At 70.9% G+C, this 24,666-nt stretch carries 23 protein-coding genes, 1 pseudogene and 1 riboswitch; of the genes and pseudogenes, 10 read left to right on the top strand and 14 right to left on the bottom strand.

Annotated elements, in window-relative coordinates; translation table 11 throughout:
- The first annotated feature begins 14 nt into the window (after positions 1–14).
- The 4 genes from ABTV10_RS08225 to ABTV10_RS08240 all read left to right on the top strand — a co-directional run bounded on the left by ABTV10_RS08225 (position 15) and on the right by ABTV10_RS08240 (position 3,879).
- Positions 15–887, top strand: coding sequence for a uracil-DNA glycosylase (locus ABTV10_RS08225; protein WP_499033893.1), 873 nt, complete (start codon positions 15–17; stop codon positions 885–887).
- Positions 888–999: 112 nt separating this feature from the next.
- Positions 1,000–1,518 carry a VOC family protein gene (locus ABTV10_RS08230; protein ID WP_499033897.1) on the top strand — a complete coding sequence of 173 codons (519 nt, stop codon included), beginning with the start codon at positions 1,000–1,002 and terminating at the stop codon, positions 1,516–1,518.
- Between the two features lie 89 nt (positions 1,519–1,607).
- Positions 1,608–3,146 (top strand): FAD-binding protein, encoded by a 1,539-nt coding sequence (locus tag ABTV10_RS08235; protein WP_499033899.1) that lies wholly within the window; start codon positions 1,608–1,610, stop codon positions 3,144–3,146.
- A 136-nt stretch (positions 3,147–3,282) separates the two neighbouring features.
- Positions 3,283–3,879 carry a hypothetical protein gene (locus ABTV10_RS08240; RefSeq protein WP_499033901.1) on the top strand — a complete coding sequence of 199 codons (597 nt, stop codon included), beginning with the start codon at positions 3,283–3,285 and terminating at the stop codon, positions 3,877–3,879.
- On the opposite strand, the gene ABTV10_RS08245 is transcribed toward ABTV10_RS08240, so the two are convergent.
- The 5 genes from ABTV10_RS08245 to ABTV10_RS08265 form a co-directional block, all read right to left on the bottom strand.
- Positions 3,876–4,571 (bottom strand): chymotrypsin family serine protease, encoded by a 696-nt coding sequence (locus ABTV10_RS08245; RefSeq protein WP_499033902.1) that lies wholly within the window; start codon positions 4,569–4,571, stop codon positions 3,876–3,878. The two genes, ABTV10_RS08240 and ABTV10_RS08245, sit on opposite strands and share 4 nt — an antisense overlap.
- Positions 4,572–4,803: 232 nt before the next feature.
- On the bottom strand, positions 4,804–5,577 hold the full coding sequence (locus ABTV10_RS08250; RefSeq protein WP_499033904.1) for an ABC transporter ATP-binding protein: 774 nt from the start codon (positions 5,575–5,577) through the stop codon (positions 4,804–4,806).
- Entirely contained in the window at positions 5,570–6,385 is an 816-nt protein-coding gene (locus ABTV10_RS08255; RefSeq protein ID WP_499033907.1) for an ABC transporter permease, read from the bottom strand. The genes ABTV10_RS08250 and ABTV10_RS08255 overlap by 8 nt, the downstream gene beginning before the upstream one ends.
- Positions 6,363–7,391 carry an ABC transporter substrate-binding protein gene (locus ABTV10_RS08260; protein ID WP_499033910.1) on the bottom strand — a complete coding sequence of 343 codons (1,029 nt, stop codon included), beginning with the start codon at positions 7,389–7,391 and terminating at the stop codon, positions 6,363–6,365. Before ABTV10_RS08260 ends, ABTV10_RS08255 begins: the two co-directional genes overlap by 23 nt.
- Positions 7,388–8,116 carry a TenA family protein gene (locus ABTV10_RS08265; RefSeq protein WP_499033913.1) on the bottom strand — a complete coding sequence of 243 codons (729 nt, stop codon included), beginning with the start codon at positions 8,114–8,116 and terminating at the stop codon, positions 7,388–7,390. Before ABTV10_RS08265 ends, ABTV10_RS08260 begins: the two co-directional genes overlap by 4 nt.
- Positions 8,110–8,206, bottom strand: a riboswitch (TPP riboswitch). (Overlaps the previous gene by 7 nt.)
- A 114-nt stretch (positions 8,207–8,320) precedes the next feature.
- Between ABTV10_RS08265 and ABTV10_RS08270 the strand changes: the two genes are divergently transcribed.
- Entirely contained in the window at positions 8,321–9,907 is a 1,587-nt protein-coding gene (locus ABTV10_RS08270; protein WP_499033915.1) for a carboxylesterase/lipase family protein, read from the top strand.
- Here ABTV10_RS08270 and ABTV10_RS08275 read toward each other — a convergent pair.
- Complete coding sequence (locus ABTV10_RS08275) at positions 9,904–10,362, bottom strand: MarR family winged helix-turn-helix transcriptional regulator (protein WP_499033916.1); 459 nt, start codon at positions 10,360–10,362, stop codon at positions 9,904–9,906. The two genes, ABTV10_RS08270 and ABTV10_RS08275, sit on opposite strands and share 4 nt — an antisense overlap.
- Before the next feature lie 86 nt (positions 10,363–10,448).
- On the opposite strand from ABTV10_RS08275, the gene ABTV10_RS08280 reads away from it, so the two are divergent.
- The gene (locus ABTV10_RS08280; protein WP_499033918.1) at positions 10,449–10,826 is read left to right on the top strand and encodes a cupin domain-containing protein; all 378 of its coding nucleotides are present in this window, start codon (positions 10,449–10,451) and stop codon (positions 10,824–10,826) included.
- 38 nt (positions 10,827–10,864) lie between these two features.
- Here ABTV10_RS08280 and ABTV10_RS08285 read toward each other — a convergent pair whose 3' ends face one another.
- The 5 genes from ABTV10_RS08285 to ABTV10_RS08305 form a co-directional block, all read right to left on the bottom strand.
- On the bottom strand, positions 10,865–11,212 hold the full coding sequence (locus ABTV10_RS08285; protein WP_433611526.1) for a zinc ribbon domain-containing protein YjdM: 348 nt from the start codon (positions 11,210–11,212) through the stop codon (positions 10,865–10,867).
- 26 nt (positions 11,213–11,238) lie between these two features.
- The gene (locus ABTV10_RS08290) at positions 11,239–11,535 is read right to left on the bottom strand and encodes a DUF2470 domain-containing protein (protein ID WP_499033920.1); all 297 of its coding nucleotides are present in this window, start codon (positions 11,533–11,535) and stop codon (positions 11,239–11,241) included.
- A 21-nt stretch (positions 11,536–11,556) separates the two neighbouring features.
- Complete coding sequence (locus ABTV10_RS08295; RefSeq protein WP_499033921.1) at positions 11,557–12,810, bottom strand: MFS transporter; 1,254 nt, start codon at positions 12,808–12,810, stop codon at positions 11,557–11,559.
- Positions 12,811–12,912: 102 nt separating this feature from the next.
- Positions 12,913–15,420, bottom strand: coding sequence for an FtsX-like permease family protein (locus tag ABTV10_RS08300; protein ID WP_499033922.1), 2,508 nt, complete (start codon positions 15,418–15,420; stop codon positions 12,913–12,915).
- A 2-nt stretch (positions 15,421–15,422) separates the two neighbouring features.
- Positions 15,423–16,193 (bottom strand): ABC transporter ATP-binding protein, encoded by a 771-nt coding sequence (locus ABTV10_RS08305; protein ID WP_499033923.1) that lies wholly within the window; start codon positions 16,191–16,193, stop codon positions 15,423–15,425.
- Positions 16,194–16,302: 109 nt separating this feature from the next.
- Between ABTV10_RS08305 and ABTV10_RS08310 the strand changes: the two genes are divergently transcribed.
- Positions 16,303–17,553 carry a sensor histidine kinase gene (locus ABTV10_RS08310; protein WP_499033925.1) on the top strand — a complete coding sequence of 417 codons (1,251 nt, stop codon included), beginning with the start codon at positions 16,303–16,305 and terminating at the stop codon, positions 17,551–17,553.
- The gene (locus ABTV10_RS08315) at positions 17,541–18,185 is read left to right on the top strand and encodes a response regulator (RefSeq protein ID WP_433611538.1); all 645 of its coding nucleotides are present in this window, start codon (positions 17,541–17,543) and stop codon (positions 18,183–18,185) included. Before ABTV10_RS08310 ends, ABTV10_RS08315 begins: the two co-directional genes overlap by 13 nt.
- 7 nt (positions 18,186–18,192) lie before the next feature.
- On the opposite strand, the gene ABTV10_RS08320 is transcribed toward ABTV10_RS08315, so the two are convergent.
- On the bottom strand, positions 18,193–18,477 hold the full coding sequence (locus tag ABTV10_RS08320) for a hypothetical protein (protein ID WP_433611540.1): 285 nt from the start codon (positions 18,475–18,477) through the stop codon (positions 18,193–18,195).
- A gap of 81 nt (positions 18,478–18,558) precedes the next feature.
- On the opposite strand from ABTV10_RS08320, the gene ABTV10_RS08325 reads away from it, so the two are divergent.
- The gene (locus ABTV10_RS08325; protein ID WP_499035151.1) at positions 18,559–18,696 is read left to right on the top strand and encodes an Rv1535 domain-containing protein; all 138 of its coding nucleotides are present in this window, start codon (positions 18,559–18,561) and stop codon (positions 18,694–18,696) included.
- A 62-nt stretch (positions 18,697–18,758) separates the two neighbouring features.
- On the opposite strand, the pseudogene ABTV10_RS08330 reads toward ABTV10_RS08325, so the two are convergent.
- Positions 18,759–21,482: pseudogene (locus ABTV10_RS08330) on the bottom strand (cation-translocating P-type ATPase); the annotation flags it as partial.
- A 1,247-nt stretch (positions 21,483–22,729) separates the two neighbouring features.
- A complete protein-coding gene (locus ABTV10_RS08335; protein ID WP_499033927.1) occupies positions 22,730–23,329 on the bottom strand; it encodes a hypothetical protein in 600 nt (199 codons plus the stop codon).
- Positions 23,330–23,635: 306 nt separating this feature from the next.
- Here ABTV10_RS08335 and ABTV10_RS08340 point away from each other — a divergent pair, with 306 nt between their 5' ends.
- On the top strand, positions 23,636–24,664 hold the full coding sequence (locus ABTV10_RS08340) for an NrtA/SsuA/CpmA family ABC transporter substrate-binding protein (protein ID WP_499033930.1): 1,029 nt from the start codon (positions 23,636–23,638) through the stop codon (positions 24,662–24,664).
- Positions 24,665–24,666 lie beyond the last annotated feature (2 nt).

The raw sequence follows: 24,666 nt of genomic DNA on the forward strand, positions 1-24,666 counted from the left end.
TGTGCGCGGATCCGATGACCGGCGAGCTGCTGCCGCACCCCGGCACGGGGGAGTTGTTCCCGTCGCCGGTGCCGCCGGGTGCCGGATGGCCAGGCGATCCCGCGACCGCGGACACGCCCGTCGCGCGCTCCGCCCGGGACGTCGTCGAGGGGGCCGCGGCGGCGTCGAACCTGGCAGAACTCGACGCCCGGATCAGCGTGTGCCGCGCCTGCCCGCGGTTGGTGGACTGGCGTGAGCAGGCCGCGGACGTCAAACGCCGCTCGTTCGCCGATCAGCCGTACTGGGGTCGGCCGCTGGCCGGGTTCGGCGACATCCTCCCCAAACTGCTGATCATGGGGTTGGCGCCCGCCGCGAACGGCGGCAATCGCACGGGCCGGATGTTCACCGGGGATCAGGCCGGCGATTGGCTGTTTCGGGCTCTGCACCGCGCCGGTATCGCGAACAAGGCGACCGCCGAGCATGCCGGGGACGGCCAGAAGCTGTTCGGCGCGCGGATGATCTCGGCGGTGCGCTGTGCGCCCCCGGGCAACAAGCCGACCGTCGGCGAACGGGACTGCTGCGCGGGCTGGTTGGATGCCGAATTCGCCGACCTGCTGCCGTGGGTGCGTGCCGTCATCGCGCTCGGTTCCTTCGGCTGGGACGCCACGCTGGGCGCCGTCCGGCGGGCCGGAGGCACGGTGCCCACGCCCAGACCGAAGTTCGGGCACGGCGAAGTCACCGTCCTCCATACCCCGGACGGCAAGCCGCTCACGGTGATCGGCTGTTACCACCCGAGCCAGCAGAACACCTTCACCGGCACGCTCACCGAGCAGATGCTCGACGACGTCGTCGCGCGCGGCAAAGACCTCGCCGGGCTCGGCTTCGGATGTGGCGGTTCGGGACGCTGATCCCCGTGACGGGCAGGCACGTCAAGAGTCTGCTCAGTGGGACGAAGGCTTGAGGACCCTCCGGTAGGCGTGGCTACCATCACTCCCACGTCGACTGCCGTTGGAGGTGTGCATGGGCCACGAGGTCCCCGAACCCGCTGTTCAGATGGGGTATGTCGTGGCCGATCTCGATGCCGCGATCGATCACTGGGTCACGCAGGCCCGCGTGGGGCCGTGGACCGTGTTCCGCGGCGTCACGCTCAGCGGCCGTTACGCGGGAGCCGACACCGTGGTGACCATGGACGTCGCGATGGGCTACACCGGCGACCTCCAGATCGAACTCATGCAGATCACGTCGACGACTCCGTCGCCGTACACGAACGCCGCCGGCGAGCCGCACGTCGGACCCCACCACATCGCCTGGCTCACAGACGATCTCGACGAAGCCCTCGCCTCCGCGCACCGCCGGGGACTCGAGGAACTGTTCGTTGCCGAAGGCCCCGGCACCCGCGTCGCGTACGTGCACTCGCCGGCCCAGCCGGAGGTCGTGTTCGAGTACATCCAGAGCGCCGGCATGCGCGCGATGCTCGAGTACGGCATCGAACAGGCCCGGACGTGGGACGGGACGGATCCTGTCCGGCCGATCGCCTGACTGCGGGCGAGCCACTCAGACATCAAGTCCCACCGTCCTCCTCGACGAGGTGGAGAATCCAATCCGGCGTGGCCGGGAAAGGCTGAACGATGGTCAACTGGAACGAAGAATGTGACGTGTTGGTGGCCGGGTCCGGTGGCGGCGGCGTCACCGGCGCGTACACCGCGGCCCGCGAGGGGCTCGACGTGATCCTGGTCGAGGCGACCGACAAGTTCGGCGGCACCACCGCCTACTCCGGCGGCGGCGGCTTCTGGTTTCCGTGCAACCCGGCGCTGAAGCGCGCCGGCACCGACGACACGATCGAGGACGCGCTCGAGTACTACCACGCGGTGGTCGGCGACCGGACCCCGCGCGAGTTGCAGGAGGCGTACGTCCGCGGCGGCGCCCCGCTGATCGAGTACCTCGAGCAGGACGAGATGCTCGAGTTCGAGATGCTGCCGTGGCCCGACTACTTCGGCAAGGCGCCCAAGGCCCGCCTCGACGGCCAGCGCCACACCATGCCGACCCCGCTCCCGATCGCGGAGGTCGGTGACCTGCACGAGCTGGTGCGCGGACCGCTGGACGTCGACCGACTCGGTGCCCCGCTGCCCGACTACCTCATCGGTGGGCGCGCCTTGATCGGCCGGTTCCTCAAGGCGATGGAGAAGTACCCCAACGCCACACTGCACCTGAACACCGTCCTCGTCGAGTTGGTCGTCGAAGACGGCGCGGTCGTCGGCGCCATCGTCGAGCGTGACGGCGAGCGCGTCGCGATCCACGCTCGCAAGGGCGTCCTGCTGGCGGCCGGTGGCTTCGAAGGCAACGACGAGATGCGCCAGAAGTACGGCGTTCCCGGCGAGGCCCGCGACACGATGGGTCCGTGGGGCAACCTCGGTCAGGCGCACCAGGCGGGCATCGCGGTCGGTGCCGACACCGACCTGATGGGCGAGGCGTGGTGGTCGCCGGGCATGACGCACCCGGACGGGCGTTCGGCGTTCGCGCTGTGGTTCACCGCCGGCATCTTCGTCAACCAGGATGGCAAGCGGTTCGTCAACGAGTCCGCGGCGTACGACCGCATCGGCCGCGACATCATCGCCCAGATGGACGAGGGCAAGGCCACGCTGCCCTACTGGATGATCTACGACGACAAGGACGGCGAGCGTCCCCCGGTGAACGCCACCAACGTCTCCATGGTCGAGACGGAGAAGTATGTCGAGGCGGGCCTGTGGCACACCGCGGACACGCTCGAGGAACTGGCCGAGAAGGTCGGTGTCCCGGCGGAGAACCTGGTCGCGACCGTCGAGCGGTTCAACTCGTTCGTCGCCGCCGGCGTCGACCCTGACTTCGGTCGCGGCGACGAGGCGTACGACCGCGCGTTCTCGGGTGGTGAGCCGCCGCTCGTGACGATCGAGCAGGGCCCGTTCCACGCGGCCGCGTTCGGCATCTCCGACCTCGGCACCAAGGGCGGTCTGCGCACCGACACCGCGGCGCGTGTCCTCGACACCACCGGCAACCCGATCCCCGGCTTGTACGCGGCGGGCAACACGATGGCCGCGCCGAGCGGCACCGTGTACCCGGGCGGTGGCAACCCGATCGGCACCAGCATGCTCTTCAGCCACCTCGCGGCAATGGACATGGCCGGCAAGTAAGCCGTCCCGTCACGGCAGCGCCGCGCCGCCCGAATCGGGGCGGCGCGGCGCTGTTCGTTCGCCGGGCGGCCGAGGCGTGCGGGCGGAAACCGTGGAACTACCTCCCGCGGCTGCCCTGCTTGGTAGGTTGAGCCCCATGTTTCGAAACGTCCGGTTTGTTCCGATTGCGCTTCTGCTCGCGGCCGCGGTGACGGCCTGCGGTTCCTCCGACGATGCCGACACGTCGGTTCCAGGCGCGACGACCGCCGAGATCGCGCTCGCTGACGAGGGCACGGCCGGCGCCTCCGGTGCGGAGGTGCTGGCGCGGTTCACGAGCTGCAACGACGTTGCGCCGGCCGTCGCGCAGTACATCGCGGGACTGCAGGAGAGCGAGTCCAACGTGGTCGACGAGTACGGGGTCTCGTGCAATTGGGAGATCCTGGACGGAGTCACGGATCTGAGCCAGATCCGTAGCGTGGAGGTTCTCGTCGAGCCGGGGACGGGGGAAGTTCCGACGGTGCAGGACCTGGAGACGGGCAAACTCGTCGTGCTGCCGGACACCGATCTCGAGCGGGCCGGGGCCGTGGCCTACACGCTGCCCGTGACGACGGCCGTCGCCGGGGTGACCGTCACCACGGTCGTGACGCCGGACGTCAAGGTGACGATCACCGGCGGGCAGTGGGACGACGTGCCGTCGCTGGACGGGCCGGCCGCCGTGGCCGCCGCCAAGGAACTGATCGGCGCCCAGGGTTAGTTGTTCGTGACGGTGAAGCCCTTGCCGATCGGGTTGGGCTGCGCCGCGATGCTGTCGAGTACCGAGGCGAAGTCGATGAACTCGAACGGCCCCCGGGTCATGCCCACCAGCTGGGTGTCGTTGACGAACGCGGGGCCGCCCGAGTCACCACCGTTGGCAGTGACGGCCGAGTTGATCCGGGGCGCGGCCTGTCCGTAGATCGGCCCGCACGTCACCCCGGTCCGTACGCCGGCCTTGCACAGCATGCCCTCCGGGGTGGACGGCCCGATGCTGTCGATGCGCACTTCCGGTCCGTTCGAGGAGAGGACCACGTCCGGGTTCAGCTCGATCACGACGTAGTCGATGCGCGGATCGCGGTAGGCGATGGTTCCGATCGGATCCCCGGTCCCGGTCGGCCCGAAGCGGTAAACCGTTGCGCCGTCGGGGAAGTCGGTCGCACCACCGGCGGCCGTGGATACGCAGTGCCCCGCGGAGATCGCGATCTTGTTGCCGAGGTCGTCGGTGCCGACGACGCCGAGGGTGCAGTATTCCTGATTCGCCATCGGGTTGGACGGTCCGGCGTCCGGATTCGCCGTCCACGCGATTCCGTTGGAGACCGTTCCTGGCGCCGCGGACGCGGCTGGGGTGATGGCCAATGCCGGCACCAGCGCGGCGCAGGCGGCGAGCGTGGCCAGCAGGACTCGTTTCGTCATCGTCATCTTCTGCTTCCTGTCGGGTGACGGGCACCCGGGAGACGAGGTGGAGAACCGGCGCCTGGGGGAGGGATTACGTTTCCGCTCCCAGCGCCATAACAGAAGAGTAACGAGGATACATCGATCCGTCGAGGGGCCCGAAGCATTGTCTCGATTGGACATGAACCGACCGGTTCCTATTGAACCGGAAGGGATTTCGATGCCCAGGAGGGGGACCGGACGGTACGTGCGGTCAGCCGGCGGTCTCCTGCTCCGCCAGCGCCCGGCGGGACTCCTCGTGGAGGACCTCGATCAGTTCGCCTTCGATCGCGGCGAACTCGGGGGAGGTGACGATCGAGAGCTGCCGTGGCCGGGGCAGGTCCACGACCACCTCGCGGCGCACGGCCGCCGGCCGGGCGGACAACACGACCACCCGGTCCGACAGGAACACCGCCTCCCGGACGTCGTGCGTGATCATCAGGACCGTCCAGCGGTACTGCTGCCACACGTCCTGCAGCCAGGTCTGCATCTCGGTCCGGGTGAGCGAGTCCAGCGCACCGAACGGTTCGTCGAGCAGCAGGACCGAACGATCCTGCACGACGGTTCGCAGCAGGGCGGCCCGCTGGCGCATTCCCCCGGAAAGCTCGTGCGGCCGGGCGTCCTCGAAGCCGGCCAACCCGAACCGCGGGAACAGCTCGGCGGCGCGGGCGCGGGCCTGTGCGCGGGGCATGCGCTGCACCTCGAGGCCGAGGGTGGTGTTGTCGAGCACCGATCGCCACGGGAAGAGCAGGTCCTTCTGCGGCATGTGCGCGCACGTCGGGGCCGCGACGCGGCCCGAATCCGGTGCCTCGAGGCCCGCGACGATCCCGAAGAGGGTGCTCTTGCCGCACCCGCTGGGGCCGATGACGGACACGAACTCGCCCGGGCGGACCGCGAGGTCGACCCTGTCGAGTACCTGCCGGGCGCCGAACGACTTGGTGACCGACGACAGTTCGACGACGGGGGCCTCGGAACGATCGCTAGTCATGACGCGCCTCCTGCCGTGGCTGCTGGATCCACGGCGCGACGACCCGTTCGATCGCGAACGTGCACAGGTACAGGGCGACACTGATGGTCGCGGTCACCAGGACGGCCGCGAGGACCAGGTCGGTGCGGAACGAGTTCTTCTGCACGCTCATGTAGATGCCGAGTCCGGAACTCGCGCCGACATACTCGGCGAACACGGCGCCGACGACCGCGTAGGTGACGCCGATGCGCAGCGCCGTGAAGAACCGGGGGAGGGCCGACGGCAACCGCACGTACCGGAACTGCTGCCACTTCGACGCGCCCATGCTGCGCAGCAGCGCGCCGGCCTCGCGATCGGCCGAGGCGAACCCCTCGACGAGCCCGATCGCCATCGGGAAGAACGTCGCGAGCGCGATGACCAGGACCTTGGGCAGCAGGCCGAAGCCGAACCAGATGATCATCAGCGGCGCGATCGCGATGATCGGCAGGGTCTGCGACACCACGAACAGTGGCACGAAAGCCCTTCGCAGCCAGGGCGAGAAGTCGACCAGGATCGCGAGCGCCCACGCCACGACCAACGAGACCGCGAACCCGATCAGCGTCACCTGCAGCGTCGCCCAGGCGTGCACGGCGATGTCGTCGCGGTGGGCCCAGCCCTGCTCGAGCACGCGGCCCGGCGACGGCAGCACCTGAGGGCGGATCCCGCTGATCGTCACGTAGACCTGCCACGCCGCGACGAGCGCGAGTGCGACCACCACCGCCGGAAGTAGCCGGCGGACCGGGCCGGCGGTGGTCGTCGCGTCGCGCTTACGGGGTCGCGAGATACTCATCGGTGAAGTACGTCGACCAATCCGGTTCCGCCGTCAGTGGTTTGCCGTCGGGGCCGGCGAGCAGTCCGTGTTCGTACAGGAATCCCGAGTACCCGGCCCACTGCTCCCGCGTCTGAGTTCCGACCCGGCCGGATGCGTCCTTCATGTAGTCGGCCGCCAGCATCCGCTGGCTCTCGACCACCAACTCCTCGTCGCTGAAGACCCCCGGGTTCGCGTCGATGAGGGCCTTCGCGCCGCGGTCCGGATCGTCGGCGGCCACCTGGTAGCCGCGCTGGAGTGCCTGCACGAACTTGCGGGCCTGCTCGGGGTGTTCGGCGAGCCACTTCTCGTTGCCGTTCACGACGATCGCGTAGGCGTCGGGGAACCCGAAGTCGGTGTAGTGGAAGTAGCGCATCGGGGTGCCGCGGCGCGCCGCCTCGACGCCCTCCCACGCGAAGTACGACACCGTGAAGTCGGCCTGCCCGCCGTATACGGCTTCGTACGCGGAGGTCCCGAGCACGACGGTCTCGAAGTCGCCTGTGCCGCCGTCGTTCCGGATCACCTGGCGCAGCGTCTCCCGCTCGCCCGGGTCGCCGAAGCCGGCGTACGTCTTGCCGTCGAGATCCCTCGGGCTCGCGAGGTCGGCGCGGTCCGCTCGGACCCCGATGCCCGTGGCCCAGTGCTGCAGCGGCGCCAGGACCGACACGGTCTGCGCACCGGCGGCGCGGGAGAACGTGGCCGAATCCTGGAAACTGGTACCGAATTCGGCGTTGCCGGCGTCGACGAGCGTGTCCGGCGACGTGTTGTTGTACGGCAGCACTTCGACGTTCAGCCCGGCGTCGGCGAAGTAGCCCTCCTGCAGGGCCACGTACAAACCGGTGTGGTTGGTGTTCGGCGTCCAGTCGAGGGCGAAGCGGATGGTATCGCCGGAATCGTCGGAACCCCCGCATCCGGTGAGGATGCTCAGCGCCGACGCGACGATCGCCGAGGTGGCCAGGGCGCGGCGCAACCGCGACACCGTCGTCACGACGCCGGCCAGGGCTGCGGGTTCAGGGCGGTGTCCCAGAACATGAACTCGTAGCGCGTCGCTATGACGAACGCGCGGACCATCGCCTCGCGCTGCTCGGGCGTCGCGGCGTCCGCGGCAGCGTCGACGAGCTGTCGTGCCGTGGCCACGGACTCGTGGAACGCCGGGTCGTCGTACGTGGTGACCCACTGCGCGTACGGGTGTGTGGGGTCGGCGGCGAGCACCTCGTGCGCGTCGGCGGCGAGGCGGCGTCCGACCTCGGCGTAGATCCAGAAGCACGGCAGGACGGCCGCGGCCGCCACCGGGTACGGCTCGGTGGACGCGGTCGAGGTCAGGTACGACACGTACCCCAGGCAGGCCTGTGAGTGCTCGGGTTCGCCGATGCGCTCGGGCAGCACGCCGCTGCTCATGAGCCCCTCGTGCAGTTCGGTCTCGACGACCGCGGCCGTCGCGGCCGACGTCGCCCAGAACGCGGCCGTACGGGGGTCCGGGGCTTTGGTGGCCAGCAGCGCGAGGGCCTTCGCGTACTCGGCGAGGTAGAGCGAGTCCTGCTCGATGTAGGTGCGGAACACCTCGAGCGGCAGGGTGCCGTCGCCGAGGCGGCGCAGGAACTCCATGTCGTCGATGGCCGCACGCAGGACGGCGCTTCGCTCCCACAGCAGATCGGTGAAGCGTGAGCCCGCTGGGGCGAGGTGGACAGATGTGTCGTGGACAGGCGTCGTCATCGCCGTGACATCCCTTCGTCAGCATTACCTGATGCAGGTTCCCGGGTGTGATCTCAGCCCCGCCCGTGCGGAGCACCCCGTGTCAGTGAACGAGCCGACCTTAGCACCGCAGGATTGGTACCTTGGCAATCGGCTGTTCTGTCGTGCGGGGGACCGACCGACGGACGGCTCCGACCACGTGTCGGAGGTGAGGAGGGGCGCGTCATGGAAGCTGTGGAAGTCCTGGAGACGGGGGCGTCCCGTGGCCCCGAGACGCTCGTCGTCGAGACGTCGCTCGGCCCGGTCCGCGGATACGGCGGAGGCGTTTCCGGACCGGTGTTCGCGTGGAAGGGCATCCCTTACGCGATGGCCCCGACGGGAGACCTGCGCTTCCGTTCCCCGGTGCCGGCCGAGCGGTGGAGCGACGTGCTCGACGGCCGTGCGTTCGGCGCGATGGCGCCGCAGGGGCACGACACCTCCGTCCCGCTCGACCCGTCGATGCGCATCGACGAGGACTGCCTGACGATCAACGTCTGGGCGCCGCGGCCCGACGGCACACCGCGACCGGTGATGGTCTGGATCCACGGCGGTGCCTACGTCCTGGGCTCGTCCGCGCAGGCGATCTACGACGGTCGGCTGCTCGCTCAGCGCGGCGACGTCGTGGTGGTGACGTTCAACTACCGACTCGGGACGCTGGGGTTCCTGGACCTGTCCTCGTTCTCCACCGCGGCCCGGACGTTCGAGTCCAACCTGGGCCTGCGGGACCAGATCGCGGCACTCGAGTGGGTCCGCGACAACATCGCGGTGTTCGGTGGGAACCCGGACGAGGTGACGCTGTTCGGCGAGTCGTCGGGCGGTGGCGCGATCACCACCCTGATGACGGTGCCCAAGGCGGAGGGGTTGTTCCACCGGGCGATCTCGCAGAGTCCGCCGGCGACGTCGGTGTACGGCGCCGAACGTGCTGCGAACGTCACTCGCCGCTACCTCGAGATCCTGGACCTGCCGGTCGGCAGGATCGGCGACCTGATGGACATGCCGGCCGCACGTTTGGTGAAGGCCGGCGACATCCTCGTCGACGAGGTGCCGACCCGGGTGCCCGGCACGCTCGCGATGGCACCGGTGGTCGACCGCGACCTGGTCCCGCACTATCCGGTGGCGGCGTTCCAGAAGGGGTACTCGCACCGGATCCCGCTGATCATCGGCTCCAACAAGGACGAGGCGTCGATCTTCAAGTTCATGCGCTCGCCGCTGCTGCCGGTCAGCTCCGAGGCCGTCCAGCAGATGTTCGCCGGACTGGCCGAGGACAATCCCGGGCTCTCGCCGGTGCGGCTCGCCGAGATCGTCGCCGCGTACCCGGACAACACCAAACCGCGAGGGGTGCTGGCGATTTCGCGTGACGCGGCGTTCCGGATGCCCGCCCTGTGGGTGGCCGACGCGCACAGCAGGCACTCGCCGACGTGGGTGTACCGCTTCGACCACTCCACCCCGCTGCTCAAGGCGGCCCGGGTCGGTGCGGGGCACGCGACCGAATTGCCTTACGTATTCGGCAATTTCGGGACCCTCAACCCGGACCCGACCTTCTGGCTCGGAGGCCGCAAGAGCGCATCCGAGGTGTCCGGCCGGGTGCAACGGCGGTGGCTGGCATTCGCCCGGCACGCGGTCCCGGCCGCCCTCGACGGCTCCAAGCACTGGGCGCCGTACACCGAGGCCGGCCGCGCCACGCTGCTGATCGACAACCACGACACCCTGGTGCAGGACCCCGACCACGCGATGCGCGTCGCCTGGGGCGACGAGGTGATGGGGTTCAGCTAGGACCAGTCCGACAGGTCGGTGTCGCTCCGCTTTCCCCGGCCGACGGTCGACAGTGTGGTCAGGGTCGCGTCGACGTGATCGTCACCCACCCTCGCTCGCCAGGCTGATACTTCCTGCCGGAAGGCGGCTGCCGACAGGTCGAGCAGCATTCGTCCTCGTGGGGTGATGACCAGGGTGCGCTCACGCCGATCGTCGTCGTTCGTCCGGCGGTCGACCAGGCCCATGGTTTCCAGGCTTTTGGCGGTCTTCGTTGCCGCCTGTTTGGACACCCCGAGGCGATCGCCCAGCTCCACGCTGGTACATCCGCCGGTCCCGATCGCCTGGAGCGCGAAGCCGTGGTGAGCGCGGATGCCGGGGAACCCGTCCTGCGCCAATCGCTCGTGGACGGCGTCGACGAGCGCCCGGAAGGCGCCCATCAGTAGGAAGGGCATAGCGAGATCGTCGGCCGGCTTCATGGATTCACCCTAGAACGCTGTGGACAACCAGGTTGACCGTATATGGTCAACTTGGTTGTCCATTCGCTGTATGACAAGGAGGGGTCATGGTTCATCTGCCCGAGGAAAAGGCCCGCGTGTTCCACATGCACGGGGTCGATTTCACGTCGTTCGCCGCGGGGGCGAGCGGAGCGCGGACGCTCGCGGCCTGGCGTGCCGACTTCTCCCCGAACACCCCGGGGCAGGCCCACGCGATGACGGAGGAAGAGGTGCTCTACGTCCTCAGCGGCACCCTCGACATCGAGATGGACGACGAGAGCTTCACGGCGGGAGTCGGCGACTGTGTGGTTGTCCCGGCGGGTGCACTCTTCCGTGTCACCAACGCCACGCCCGAGCCCGCCAGCGCATGGGTTACATCCGTCATCGGCATGAAGGCGGCCATGCAGGCCGGCGGTGACCAGATTGCGCCGCCCTGGGCGCAGTAGCCCCGGGCTTCGTCCCTCCGCTGTAGGTGGGGGGCCGGTCAGGCCTTCTTGACGACGCTCGACTTGAGCTGCATGGGGCCGATGCCGTCCACCTTGCAGTCGATGTCGTGGTCGCCGACGCCCTGGACCAGCCGGATGTTGCGGACCTTCGTGCCGGCCTTGATGCCGGTCGGGCTGCCCTTGACCTTGAGTGTCTTGACCACGGTGACGGTGTCGCCGTCGGCGAGGACATTTCCGACGGCATCCCGGATGACCCCGTCATCGGGGTCCGCCCCGTGATCGGTGGGGGCCCATTCGTGCGCACACTCCGGGCAGACCAGCAGCGCACCCATCTCGTAGGTGTACTCGCACGAGCAGTTGGGGCAGGGCGGCAGGGCGTTTTCCACGTGGAGAGCCTAGCGGCAGCGCACGCTCAGTGCTCGGACGGTGCGATCCCGAGCTTGTCGCACGCCGCCCGGTACAGCGCGACGACTTCGGTGCGGATCGACGCCCGGTCGGTGACCGGGCCGAGCCACGGCACCCGCACCGTGCGCTCGGTGCCGTCGACGTCGGCCACCCACTCGCCGGACTCGCCGTCGAGCCCGGTCATGCGGGCGGCCGTCGCGGCCGGTGCGGCGAAGGCGCGCACGATCAGCAGGTTGTCGGCGGTGTGGTCGACGTTCATGTGGCCGGTCACGGCGGCGATGACGGTGGCGTCGAAGGAAGTCACACGACGAGCCTATCGACGGGGTCAGGGGTGTTCGATCATCGCCGGCCGATCCGAGTCCAATTCGTGCAGCACCGGCAGCATGAAGCACACGGCCGCGACGGCCACCACCGGGATCGCGAGGGCGAAGAACGTGGTGCGGATACCCACCTGGTCGATCAGCGGTCCGGCGAGCAGGTACCCGAGCGGGCCGGCGGCGTACGCGGTGGACGTCATGACGCCGACGACGCGCCCACGCATGTGCTCGGGGCTGCGGGTCTGCATGGCCCAGTTGGCGATCGGGCCCACCGGTCCGTACACCAGGCCGATCACCACCGAGAGGGCGAGCAGCACCCACAACGGCGGCAGGAACGCCATACCGATCATCGACAGGCCCAGCCCGCTGACCGCAATGAGCATCAGGTTCCGGCGCCGCAGGTACGGGGCCAGCGCGCCGTACGCGAGCGCGCCCACCAGGCCGCCGATGCTCATCGCCATGAGCACCCAGCCCAGTTGGGCGGGCTCGCCGCGGTCGGTGAAGTACTTGGGGAACAGCACCGACTCGATCGGCAGGTACAGCGCCACGATCACCATGTCGACCAGTGCGAGGGTGCGCAGCAGTCGGTCCCGCCACACGAACCGCAGCCCCTCGAGCGTGCCGGACCACATCGACGTCGGCCGGGTCTCGTGGTCCGGCCGACCGGAGCCCTCGAGCCGCATGAACGCGATCGTGACAATCGACAGGACGAAGCACACCGCAGTGACCCACAGTGTGCTCTCCGGCCCCACGAGCGCGATCAGCACGCCGCCGATGCCTGGGCCGACGAGGTAGGCGACGTTGTAGTTGGCCTCGTAGAGGCTGTTGACGCGGTCGAGTCGCCAGCCTGCAGCCTTCGTCGCGGCCGGCAGCATCGACTCGCGTGCCGAGATTCCGGCCGGGTCGAATGTCGCGCCGAGCGCGGCCAGGACCGCGAGCACCGGCACGGACAGGCCCACGGTCCCCGCGACGACCGGGATCGCGGCCACCGACAGCGCCGACAGCCCATCCGAGACCAGGGACGTGGGTCGTCGTCCGAACCGATCGACGACGGTGCCCGAGAACAGGCTCGCCAGCAGCAGCGGCAGGGTCGCGGCACCCGCCACGACCGCGGCGTCCGTCGCCCGCCCGGTCTGCTCGAGCACCAGCCACGGCAGGGCGACGATCACGATGCCGTTGCCCGTCGCGGACAGCAGGGTGGCGAGGTTGAGCAGAATCAACGGCCCCACGCGGCGGGTCGTCGTCTCGTCCGTGGTGGTCACAGCAGGGGGCCTTCGGTCGATCGGTCGTCGACCCCGAAGCTAACAGCGCGGCCGGAATCCGCGCGAGCGGTTTTCCGGCCGTGCCGTCGGCGCCCGCGGCCGCTACTCGCGGGTGCCGATCGCCGCCACCGGGTCCTGGCGCAGCGCGGTGCGGGTGGGGATCGCGATCGCGCCGAGGCCCAGTACGACGGTGACACCCAGGATCAGTGCGTAGACGACCGGGGAGACGGTCGGGATCGGGCGGCCGGACACCGCGGCGGCGATCCCGGCGAGCGGCGGCAGCGCGATCGCGGAGCCGACCACCGCCGCGACCGTGACCACGATCACCGACTCGGCGCGCATCATCCGGCGCACCTGGCGGCTGCTCGCACCGACCAGGCGCAGCAGTGCGAACTCCCGGCCGCGTTCGGCGGTGGCGAGCACGAGCGTGTTCACCACGGCGACCGCGAGGTAGCCGAGCAGCACGGCGAGGGCCACGACGTTCACCCATGCCTGCGTCCGGCGCTGCTCCTGACCGGCGGCGGCGAATTCCGCGCGATCCGACACGACCACGCCGCCCGTCGCGGCGATCGCGGCGCGGGCCTCGTCGACCCGGCCGGGTTCCGCGGTCACGAGGAGCATGTCGGTCAGCCCGGTGGTGGTGTGTGCCCGCACCTGCGACGCCGGCAGCGTCACGTCGCCGAAGCCGAGTCCGCGGCCGTACGTCGCGACGACCGTCGGTGTGATCAGCGTGCCGTCCCCGAGTCGGATCGGGACGGTGTCGCCCACCCGGGCGCTCATGCCGACCGCGGCGTCCGTGCTGAGCGCGACCGTGCCGTCCCGCAACTGGCCGAGGTCGCCGTCGCGCACGTCGAGATCGAGGGTCGAGCCGGTCGTTGCGGGATCGACGCCCTGGATCGGGTACGGCTCGGTGGAGGCAGTTTCTCCACCCGTCGTGAACAGTGCCTGGCTGCGGACGATCGGATTGGCCGCGCGCACAGCCGGATCCGCGGCGACGGACTCGACGAGCGTGGGAGCGAGCCCGGTGGGGGCGGTGACGACGAGGTCGGCGGTGATGCCGCTGCGGGATTGGTCGTCGGCCGCCGCAGCGATGGTGGACTGGGTGAACAGCTGCACTGACCCGATCGCGAGGGCGAGCGCGAGCGGCGTGATCGCGGCCGCGAGGCGCCGGGCGCGGGCCCCGGAGTTGGCGGCCGCCAGGACCAGTGTGGGGGACGAACTGCGGCGCAGCGGGCCGCCGAACCAGCGGACGGCACCGGACACCAGCAGGGGACCCAGCAGCGCAACCGAGATGACCAGCAGGACAGCCGAACTGCCGGCGCCCGCGAGTGCCGCCTGCCCGGGGAGCACCGCCGGCAGCGACGCGGTGGCGAGCCCACCGGCGCCGACGACGAGGCCCGCGATCAGGCGTCCACGACCGATCGCGGCGGGTTCGACCGCGGACTCCCGCAACGCCTCCGTCGGGTCGAGGCGGGCCGGACGCCGCGCGGCGACGGCGGCGGCGATGCGCGCGGTGCTCACCGCGAGCAGCACCCCGATCAGCGCGGGCAGCGGACTGTACGCGAGCGCGAAGTCCGACGGGAGGACGCCGGCCTCGGTGAACTGGGCGCGCAGGACCTGGGCGAGCGCGTAGCCCGGGCCCACACCGAGCAGGGCGGCGGCGCCCGCGACCAGCAGGACCTCGCTGCCGATCAGCCGGTGGATCTGGCCGGGGGTGGCGCCCATCGCCCGCAGCAGTGCGAACTCGCGGCGCCGCTGCTGGATCGACAGCGACAGCGTGCTCGCGACCACGAACATCGCGATGAGTACCGCCATTCCCGCGAACGATCCGCACAGCATCATCAGTTCGGTGCGTGCCGCGCCGGCGTCGAGGTACTCGACGTCGCCGCGGTCGTCGCCGGTGTAGGTGCGGACGTCGGTGCCGGCCAGCGCGTCCCGCGCCCGGACGGCCAGCGACGACGCGTCGACTCCGCTGTCGGCGAGCAGCCCCACCGTCGCCACACGATCGCCGTGCGGCCACAGGTCGCGGGCGCGGTCGTCGGACAGGAACACCGTCGCGGGGCGGTCGGTGGGCTCCGTCGTGGGCGCGGCGGCCACGCCTACGACGGTGTAGTCGTCGCCGATCCCGCCGTGCTGCACCGTGATCCGCTCCCCGGGGCTGCCCGCGCCGGTCACCACCACCTCGTCGGGCGCGGACGGCGCCCGTCCGGCGGTGAGCGCGTACGGCGCGAGCGCGGCCGAGGCCCAGCCGTGCCCGTCCAGCAGGCGGCCGTCGGCGGTGGTCATCGGCACGCTGATGTCACCGACCGCGGCCCGGACACCCGGCACCGCGGACAGTTCGTCCACGGCCGATGCCGGCAGCAGCGCGCGTTCGACGTACTGCGGGTCGATGTCCTCGCGGATGTCGAGCGACTGGGCGGCCCCGACCACGACGTCGGCTCCGGCGTAGCGGTGCGGGGTGACGCCGCCGCGGATCCCCGATTCGAACAGCACCCCGAGTCCGCACGTGAGCAGGGCGGCGCAGAACACCGAGACGAACACGGCCGCGAAGCTGCCCCGGCGCTGTCGGATGTTTGCGCGCGCGAGTGCACGCAGGCGAGACCGGTCCATGCTCACCACTCCCCGAGATGGGTCATGTGGTCGGCGACCGCGGCGGCGGTGGGGGAGTCCATGCGACCGACGAGGCGCCCGTCCGCGAGGAACAGGACCCGGTCGGCGTGCGCGGCCGCCACCGGATCGTGGGTGACCATCACGATCGTTTGGCCGAGGTCGGTGGTGGTGCGGCGCAGCAGGTCGAGCACCTGTCGGCCGGTGCGGCTGTCGAGCGCGCCGGTCGGCTCGTCGGCGAACACCGCGTGCGGCTGCGTGACGAGCGCCCGCGCGATCGCGACCCGCTGCTGTTGACCGCCGGACATCTCGGCCGGACGCCGGTCGCGCTTGTCGGCCAGCCCGACCGCGCCCAGAACGTGGTCCAGGTGTACCCGGTCGGCCCTGCGGCCCGCGAGCAGCAACGGCAGGGTCACGTTCTGTTCCACGGTGAGGGCCGCCATCAGGTTGTACGCCTGGAAGACGAACCCGATGTGGTCGCGGCGGAAGACGGTGCGGGCCTTCGGCTTCAACGCGCTGATCTCGGTGTCGCCGAGCCACACCGATCCTCGCGAGGGCTGGTCCAGGCCGGCGGCGCAGTGCAGGAAGGTGCTCTTGCCGGAGCCGGACGGGCCCATGATCGCGGTGAAGCTGCCGGGGGCGAGGGCGAGGCTGACGTTGTCGAGTGCGGTCACCTGGGCGCGCCCCGAGCCGTACGTCTTGCTGACGTCGGCGAGCCGGACGGCGGCCCGCGGCGGACTCTGGAGAAGCGGTGGTGCGGCGGTGAAGGAGGGCATGGACGCAACGCTATGGATCGGGGAGGCTGCGAAACATCCCGTCAGGTACCCGATCCATGGTGTAGCCAGCTCTACCGACACGGTCACGGCGGTGCGGCATGCTGGAGCGATGGATCGGAAGGAACGGGTGGCGGTGCGGTGGCGTGCCGTCCGCTACCTGGTGGTCGAGGCGGCAGCCGCCGTCGTGTCGATGGCACTGCTGGTGGCGGGGCTCGTCGTCGGTGCGCTGCTCATCCTGATCGTGGGATGGCTGGCCCTCCCCGCGTACCTACGGGTGCTGCGGTGGTGGGCGGGAGGTGCGAGGGGTCGCGCCGGCCGGTTCACCGGCGTCGAGATCGCCCAGCGGTACCCGCCGATCCCCGAGCACGCCGGGTTCGACGACCTGCGCCGGCTGCTGCTCGCCCCGTCCACCCGGCGGGACTTCGCGTGGGTGGCGATCCACTCGATCGCGGCGCTCACCGCGGGCCTGCTCGCGGTCGGGCTGCCGTTCGCCGCGCTCAATTCGCTTGCGATCACTTTCTACTGGTGGATGCTGCCCGCCGACGAACCGGTGAGCAGTATCTACCCGGTCACGTCGTGGTGGGGTGCGGCGCCGATGCCGCTGGTCGCGGTGGGATACGCGGCGCTCGCGTGGTGGGCGATCCCGGCCATGGCGCGCGGGGTGGCGGGCCTCGCCGCCCGACTGCTCGCGCCGCGTCGGGAAACCGAACTGTCCGAACGAGTCTCGGCCCTGACGGCGAGCCGCGCCGCGGCCCTCGATGCGCACGCCGCCGAGCTGCGGCGCATCGAACGTGATCTGCACGACGGTGCCCAGAACCGTCTGGTCGCCGTCGTGATGATGCTCGGACTGGCCGAACGTTCGCTGCGGGTCGCGCCCGAACAGGCGCTGCCGCAACTGCTCCGGGCTCAGGACGCCGCGTCCGATGCGCTGTCGGAGCTGCGCACCCTCGTCCACGACATCTACCCGCCCGTGCTCGACGAACTCGGACTCGGCGGCGCTGTCTCGGCGCTCGCGGGCCGCAGCGCGGTGCCGTGCGTGCTCGACGTCGACCGCCTGCGCCGCGCGCCGGCCGCGGTGGAGGCCGCGGCCTACTTCGTCGTCGCGGAGGCGCTGACCAACGTCGCCAAACACAGCGGCGCCGAGCGGGTGCAGGTGACCATCGCCACCCGCGACGACCAGCGCGGGGCGACGATGGTGATCGACGTCGTCGACGACGGCGTGGGCGGCGCGGTCGAATCGGCGGGCAGCGGATTGGCGGGGATCCGCCGTCGCGTGGCAGCGTTCGAGGGGACGATGACCATTGACAGCCCGCTGGGCGGGCCGACCCGACTCGAGGTGCAACTGCCGTGCGGATTCTGATCGCCGAGGACGACGCCCTGCTGCGGGAGGGGCTCGCGCTGCTGCTCGGCAGCGTCGGGATCGAGGTGACCGCGGCCGTCGACGACGCCGAGAAGTTCCTGGAGGCGTTCGAGGCGGATCCACCCGACGGGGCCGTGCTCGACGTGCGGATGCCGCCGACCTTCACCAACGAGGGACTGAAGGCGGCGATCGAGGCGCGCCGGCGGCGTCCCGGGTTCCCCGTCCTGGTGCTGTCGGCGTACGTCGAGGACCGGTACGCGGGGGAGTTGCTCTCCGGCGGCGCCGGTGGCGTGGGCTACCTGCTCAAGGAACGGGTGGGCCGGGTCGAGGAGTTCGTCGACGCGCTGCGCCGTGTCGTCGACGGCGGCACGGTCATGGATCCCGAGGTGATCTCGCAGTTGATGAGCCGCCGCCGCGCCGACGACCCCATCCGGACGCTGACCCCACGCGAATCGGAGGTGCTGGGGCTGATGGCCGAGGGGCTCGGCAACGCCGACATCGCCCGCAAGCTCGTGGTCAGCGACACCGCGGTGAGCAAGCACATCGGCAACATCTTCGCCAAGCTCGGTCTGTCGGCGTCCGACAGCGGACATCGGCGGGTGCTCGCGGTGCTGGCGCACCTACGTTCCTGACGGCCGATCACACGGCCTCGAGGGCCTCCCCGACCTCGTGCAGCGCGCGGTGGTGCTGGTCCTCGGCGAGCGCGTGCCCGACGGCGATCGCGACGGCGACGGGCCACTCGATCACCTCGAACGCCGCGAGCAGGCCGAGTGCGGCGTAGTAGGCCAGGTGGTCGGGACTGGGGACGCCGACGTCGCCCACGAGCGGTAGACGGATCGCGAACCGTGAGCCCTGCGTGATCCGGTCGAGCGCGGCTTGGTGGGATCGTGGGGAAATGCCGCGATCCAGGGTTGCTTCGGTCATCGTTCGGCCTCCCCATTCCTGTCGTTCACCTGGCGTACACCTTCGGCCGTCATCGTGGGCACCGTGATCTTTTCGTTACCGATGATCTCCACTTTCGCCTCGGCCGTCCGCCCGTCGGGTCCGGACCCGTTGACGGGGGCCGTCACGTCCGTCCTCACGCCGCCGCTGCGCCACGCGTATGCGGTGCTGCTGCGGGCCGGGGTGCTGGTTGTCGACTGATCGTTGGGCGCGCCGCGGGCCGACCACCAGGCGAGAACGCGCGGAGCGGCGGCGGCGACGGCCGTCGCACCCGCCGCAGAGCCGAGGGCCTGCGCCCACGCGAGCGGGCCGAGCGGCGTGCAGCCGAGGAACTGGCTCAACCCGGGCACACTGATCACTCCGGCCAGCGCCGCCATGGAACCGGCGGCTGTCGCCAGGACGAGCGGGCTGCGCGAGTCGATGAGCGTCTGACCCAACTGGGCCCCGACCAGCGCGACCAGGCCCACCGTCGACGCCCGTCGGGGACGCCCGGTGACCGACGCCATGCCCCAGGCGACGCTGGCTCCGATCGCGGTGGTCGCGCCGCGGACGGCGACGGTCCGCCACAGCGCCGCACGGTCCGGTCCGCGCCCGTCGTACGCGTGGTTCCGGTTGGGCGGGCTCACCGCGAGGGCAGCCGCGGGCAGCGCGTCGGTGAACAGGTTCACCAGCAGCAGTTGCCGGGCGTTGAGCGGCGCCCGGCCTCCGATCGCGCTGCCGATCAGGGCGAACGCGACCTCGCCGGCGTTCCCGCCGAGCAGCACGGCCACCGCCGACTGCACTCGCTGCCACAACTGCCGACCTTCGTCGACGGCGTCGAGGATCGCGTCGACGTGGCCTCCGATCAGGAGGATGTCGGCCGCGCTGCGCGCCGGATGGCTGCCGTGGGAGGTGACGCCGATGCCAATGCTCGCCGCGCGGATGGCGGCGGCATCGTTGGCGCCGTCACCCACCATCGCGCACACGCTCCCGGCGCGCTCGAGGGTCTGCACGATCTGAACCTTCTGCTCCGGCGACATGCGGGCGAACACGCGCCGCTCGCGAACCGCGGTCTCCTGGTGCCGATGCGCCAGCGATTCCCATTCGCTGCCGCTCATCACGTCGCAGGCGTCCACGTCGAGCCCGAGGTCCCACGCGACGGCCGCGGCGGTGACGGGGTGGTCGCCGGTGATCAACCGGACGGAGATACCGCGGCCCTCGAGTTCCGGCAGCAGCCCCGCCGCCTCGGGGCGGGCGGTGTCCGACAGTCCCAGCAGGCCCATCGGCTCCAGGCCTCGGCCGCACAGCGATTCGACGGCGTCCGGGTCCGCCGCTGCCCGCTCGGCGTCGGACGCGGTCACGGTGCGGCGGGCGACCGCGATCACCCGCAGGCCCTCCTCGGCCATCGCCTGCACGTCCTCGACGATCGATTCGAGCGCATGGGGTGCGGCGCCGGAACACGCTGCCAGGACCACCTCGGGGGCACCCTTCACGACCAGTTCGGTCCCCTGCAGCGCCGCGGCGTACGGCCGGCCCGCCCGGAACGGGAGCAGCACATCCGATGTCGGTGTTCCGTCCGGTTCGTCGTCGGCCTCGACGACGGCCCGGTCGGTGGCGTGGGCGGCGGCCCGGCCCTCCGTCGTCACGGACGTCCGGGCGGCGGAACGGACGACCCGGGCGCGGTCGTGCGCGCCGACCGGGCGGACCCGCGTCACGCGCAACCGGTCCTCGCTGAGTGTGCCGGTCTTGTCGAAGCACGCGACGTCGACGCGGCCGAGCGCCTCGACGGACCGGGGAGCGCGCACGAGCACGTCCGCGTGAGTGAGCCGCCGGGCGGCCGCCTGCTGGGCCAGCGTCGCAACGAGCGGGAGTCCTTCCGGAACCGCGGCGACCGCGACGGCGACACCGCTCGTGACCGCCGAGCGCAGGCCGCCGCCGCGCAGCATCGACGTCGCGGTGACGAGCGCGCCGCCCCCGATGCTGGCCGGCAGCACCCGGTCGGTGAGGGCGCGGAGTTGTGCCTGCAGGCCCACCTTCCGGACCGGGGCCGGTGACAGGGCCGCGGCGCGGCCGGTCTCGGTGTCGTCGCCGACCGCGGTGACCAGCGCGGTCGCGGTGCCGGTCAGGATCGTCGTCCCGGCGTAGAGCATGCAGCTGCGCTCCGCGAGGGGCACGCCGGGCGTGGCGTCGGTCTGTTTGTCGACCGGCATCGACTCGCCGGTCAGCGAGGACTCGTCCACTTCGACGCCGTCGGCTTCGATGAGCCGACCGTCGGCGGGGGCCACCTCGCCGGACCGGACTGCGATCACGTCGCCCGGCTGCAGGAGTCCCGCTTCGACCGATTCGTACTCGTCGTCCGTCCCGGCGCGGATCCGCCGGGCCGGCGCGTCCTGGACGGCCAGCAGCCGATTGAGCAGACGCTCGGCGTGCAGTCGTTGCGCCGCGGACAGTGCGGCGTTACCGACCAGCACCGTGCCGACCAGGACGGCGTCGACGGGGGACCCGAGCACCGCGCTGGCCGCCGACCCGGTCGCCAGGATCGGGGTCAGTGGGTCGGACAGCTCGGTGCGGAGTGACCTGCCGAAGGCCCACATTCCGGTGACGGGACGTCGGACCCAGCCGATGGTGGTGTCGACGCGTCCGGGACGCGCGTCGGCACTGCGTGGTGGCGGGCTACCGAGCATCCGACGGACGCGGTCCACCGACATGGCGTGCCAGTCGTGCTGTGGGTTGGCGCGTGGGGGATCGGCCCCGAGCACGTGCCGGGCGAGGCTGTGCCCTGTCCACAGCGCGGCGCCGGCGCCGGCGCTGACCGGTCCCGGGCCCCTCCCGTGCGTCCCGGGAATCATCAGCAGGGCGCCCAGAAGTGATGCACCCGAAGCTATCTCGATGCCTCGCCGGCTCGCGGTGCGGGCGGCCGGTAGGGCGCGCACGATCCGCCACGCCGCGGCCAGATCCGGCACGATGAGATCGCAGTTCGACGGCATCGCACGCGAACGTAGGCACATGCTCACGTCCGCTGCGGTGACGGCATTCGGACAACCCGCGGCCAGTACCGCTACCTTCCCACCCGCCGACCGCAGCTCCTCGATCCCGGTCGTCAGATCGGAATCGATTGTGTCGGTGTGTTTCCGGAGGTCGTCGAAGGCGGATCGCAAGGTTCCCAGGGCCTCGTCGTCCACCGAGTGGACCGTGACGCCGGCCTGCCGTGCCTGCTCGAGCACCGCGCCGGCAAGGGCATCCCGGACCGGGGAGATCAGTACCGCGGCGTCGGGATCGTCGGTGTCCGCGAGGGCTGTGAACCGGCCCAACGGATGCCAACCCACGTCCAGGTCGCCGGCGTCGACGGCGGTTCGTGCCGCTTCCCACACCGCGGGGCGGCGGCCGTCGCGGACACCGCGTATCCGGCTCACCCTCAGGTCCTCGGTGAGGAGTGCACGGGGGTCGACGACGAGCGCGGTCACGCCGTCGAGACGACGCAGGACGTCGGGCCCGCGGCACAGCACGTCGTGATCGTCCGCGAGGCCGCGACCGAACGTGCAGGCGAACGATTCGCGGGCGATACGGGCGGCCTTGGGGGCGGCGACGAGCGCGGCAGTGCCGGCGGCGCGAACACTGCCGGTGGCGGCGCCCACAGCCGCTGCGCCGCCCAGCTGGGCCCACGCGGCGCGTTCGAGATGGCGGTCGACGGGACCGGGGGCGGCGGGCCGCGGTGCCGCGTCGTCGGGGGGATCCAGCGCGCTGCGCTGCCACGCGCGCCGGTTGGCGAGAACCTCGCCCACGAGAGAAGCGCGCAACAACGCCTCGATCGCCAGCGGCGGTGGAGCCTGAGCGAGCGTGTAGCCGACCGCGGTCAGGGTCGAGAGGAGCAGGTCTGTGCGGCCGCGCCCGAGGCTCGTCTCGAGCGCGCGGCGCAGCGCCGGCTGGTAGTCGACGAGCGTCACCGGCGCGGCCACCGCCAGCGGCAGTCGAGGGATCCGCAACAACCGCCCGGTGGTGGCGAGACCGAAGCCGAGCGAGTGCGTGGCGAGTGCCGTGATGCGCGCCGAGAGGACGGTGTCGTCCCAGTCTCGGGGAAATCGTGCCGGGGCCGTGCCGCCACCGGTGTGCGCCTGGCGACCGGACGGGGCGAGCAGGCCAGTCAGCACGCCCGCGGTCGCGGCGGTGCCGACGGTGGCGGCGGTGAGCGCGGCATGCACGGATCGTCCCGGCAGGCTGCGCGCCTGCCCGACGATTGCCCCGATTCCGGCGATCTTCACCGAGCGGCACGCCCCCGTGGGCGGGAGGTGGTGCTCTTCTGGGCGCTGCTCTTCTTGACGGTGCTCTTCTTGGCCGGGCTCTTCTGGGCAGCGCTCTTCTTCGCAGCGGTCTTCTTGGCGGGACTGCGTCTGGTGGTGCCCGCAGCGGCGGTGGTCTTCTTCGCGGACGTGCGGGCGGTGCTCCTGCTCGGGCTTCCGTCTGCGGTGCCGTCCGCCTCGGTCGTCGTGGCCGGTTGCCGCCGCGCGGGTTGCGCGCCGCGCTCGTGGAGTTGCCTCAGTACGAGCGCGGCGCCCCCGACGGTCAGGACCACCGGCCATTCGACGAGACCGGCGGCACCGGCGGCGGCCATCGTCAGCAACGCGGCCGGCGTGGAGTGGCTTCCCCGCTCGATGCCCCGGCGGGTGCCGTCGGCGACTCCGGTGACGGCGCCGCGGACGCCGCCCACGACGCTACCCACGGCAGCGCCGCCCAGCGCCCCGATCGACGACGTGGTCACGTCGGCGATCCCCGAGACGGTCCGCACTGCACCGTCGGCGAACGACATTCGGCCGCCAGGTCTGTGACCGTTGCGCGAGATGTTCCCTGTCTGTTCCATCGAACGCCTATCGTCCGGACTACGCGGATCGGTTCGGCGGTGGATCTGCGCCGAGCCTCGCTGGATCGGGTTGCCACTAGTAGCCGAGTCTAAACCCGACCACTTGTGATGTGAACCTCTCTGCGGATCCGTCGACACGAAACCGCCGGTGTGTCAAGCGTTGTGTTCACGAAAACGGCAACGGGTGGATTCTCGACCGTCCAGTCCTAATGTTGCATTCCGTCACCCGCGACCCTCCGACGCGAATCTATGTCGGTGCGGCGCATTCACTTCTGTTCACATTCCCCTTCCTCCGAGGAGTCTCCGATGTTCCGTCTCCGCCGACTGCCCCGAGCCGTTCTCGCGCTCGCGCTCGTTCCCGTGGCCGGGTTGGCGGTCGCGTGCGGGAGCGGTGCACAGGCGGACGGCGCGACCGCCGGCGCGACGTTCACCCTCAAGGTCTTCGACCCGGGCAACGCGGGTGCCATCGCGGTCGGCAAGCGTGACGGCGACTACGATCGCGCGCTCGCGCCGCTGGGTGCGAAGATCGAATGGGTCAAGACCACACCGGGTTTCAGCTCGAACCTCAAGCTGTTCAACACCGGTGAGCTGGACATTCAGACCGGTGCCTACAGTCCGGTGGTCGGGGCGCTGTCCAAGGACGTCGGGGTGCAGATCTTCGCGACGGCGGATCCGTACAACAAGGATCAGAGCGGCATCGTCGCCACTCCCGCATCGGGCATCTCGAAGCTCGAGGACCTGAAGGGTAAGCGCGTCGCGGTGAACCCGGCGGCCAAGGGCGAGTACATCGTCCTGAAGGCGTTGACCGAGGCGAACATCCCGATCGACTCCGTCGAGCGCGTCCCGCTGCAGCAGGCCGACGCGGCGTCGGCGTTCTCGACCGGCCAGGTCGACGCGTGGGCGTCGTTCCTGGCGCCGTATCAGGAGGCGAAGGCCAAGGGAGCCACGGAAATCGTCACCGAGGGCGACATCAAGTCGGTCGACAACACGATCATCGCCGGCCGGACCGTGGTGCTGCAGGAGCACCCCGAGGTGGTGCAGAAGTTCCTCGAGGTCACCCGGGACCTCACCCGCCGCCAGCGGGAGAATCCGGCCGCGTTCGAGAACGTCTTCGAACCGGCCGGCCCGCGCGCGCTCAGCGGGCAGCGCCTCGACGACGCGATCGCGCTGGGCGGCCAGGTCACCGACTTCCGCTACCCGACCGCTGCAGACGAGGCCGACCTGCAGTCGGTGGTCGACCTGTTCTACCGCAACGGCGTCATCCAGCGGCAGCTCACCGCCGCCGACCTGACGTTCGACCTGCAGGGTGCGGTCGCCGCGAAGCCGGGGGCGTGACC

Source organism: Paraburkholderia sp. RHO2 (assembly GCF_050955445.1).
GTDB lineage: Bacteria > Actinomycetota > Actinomycetes > Mycobacteriales > Mycobacteriaceae > Prescottella > Prescottella agglutinans_A.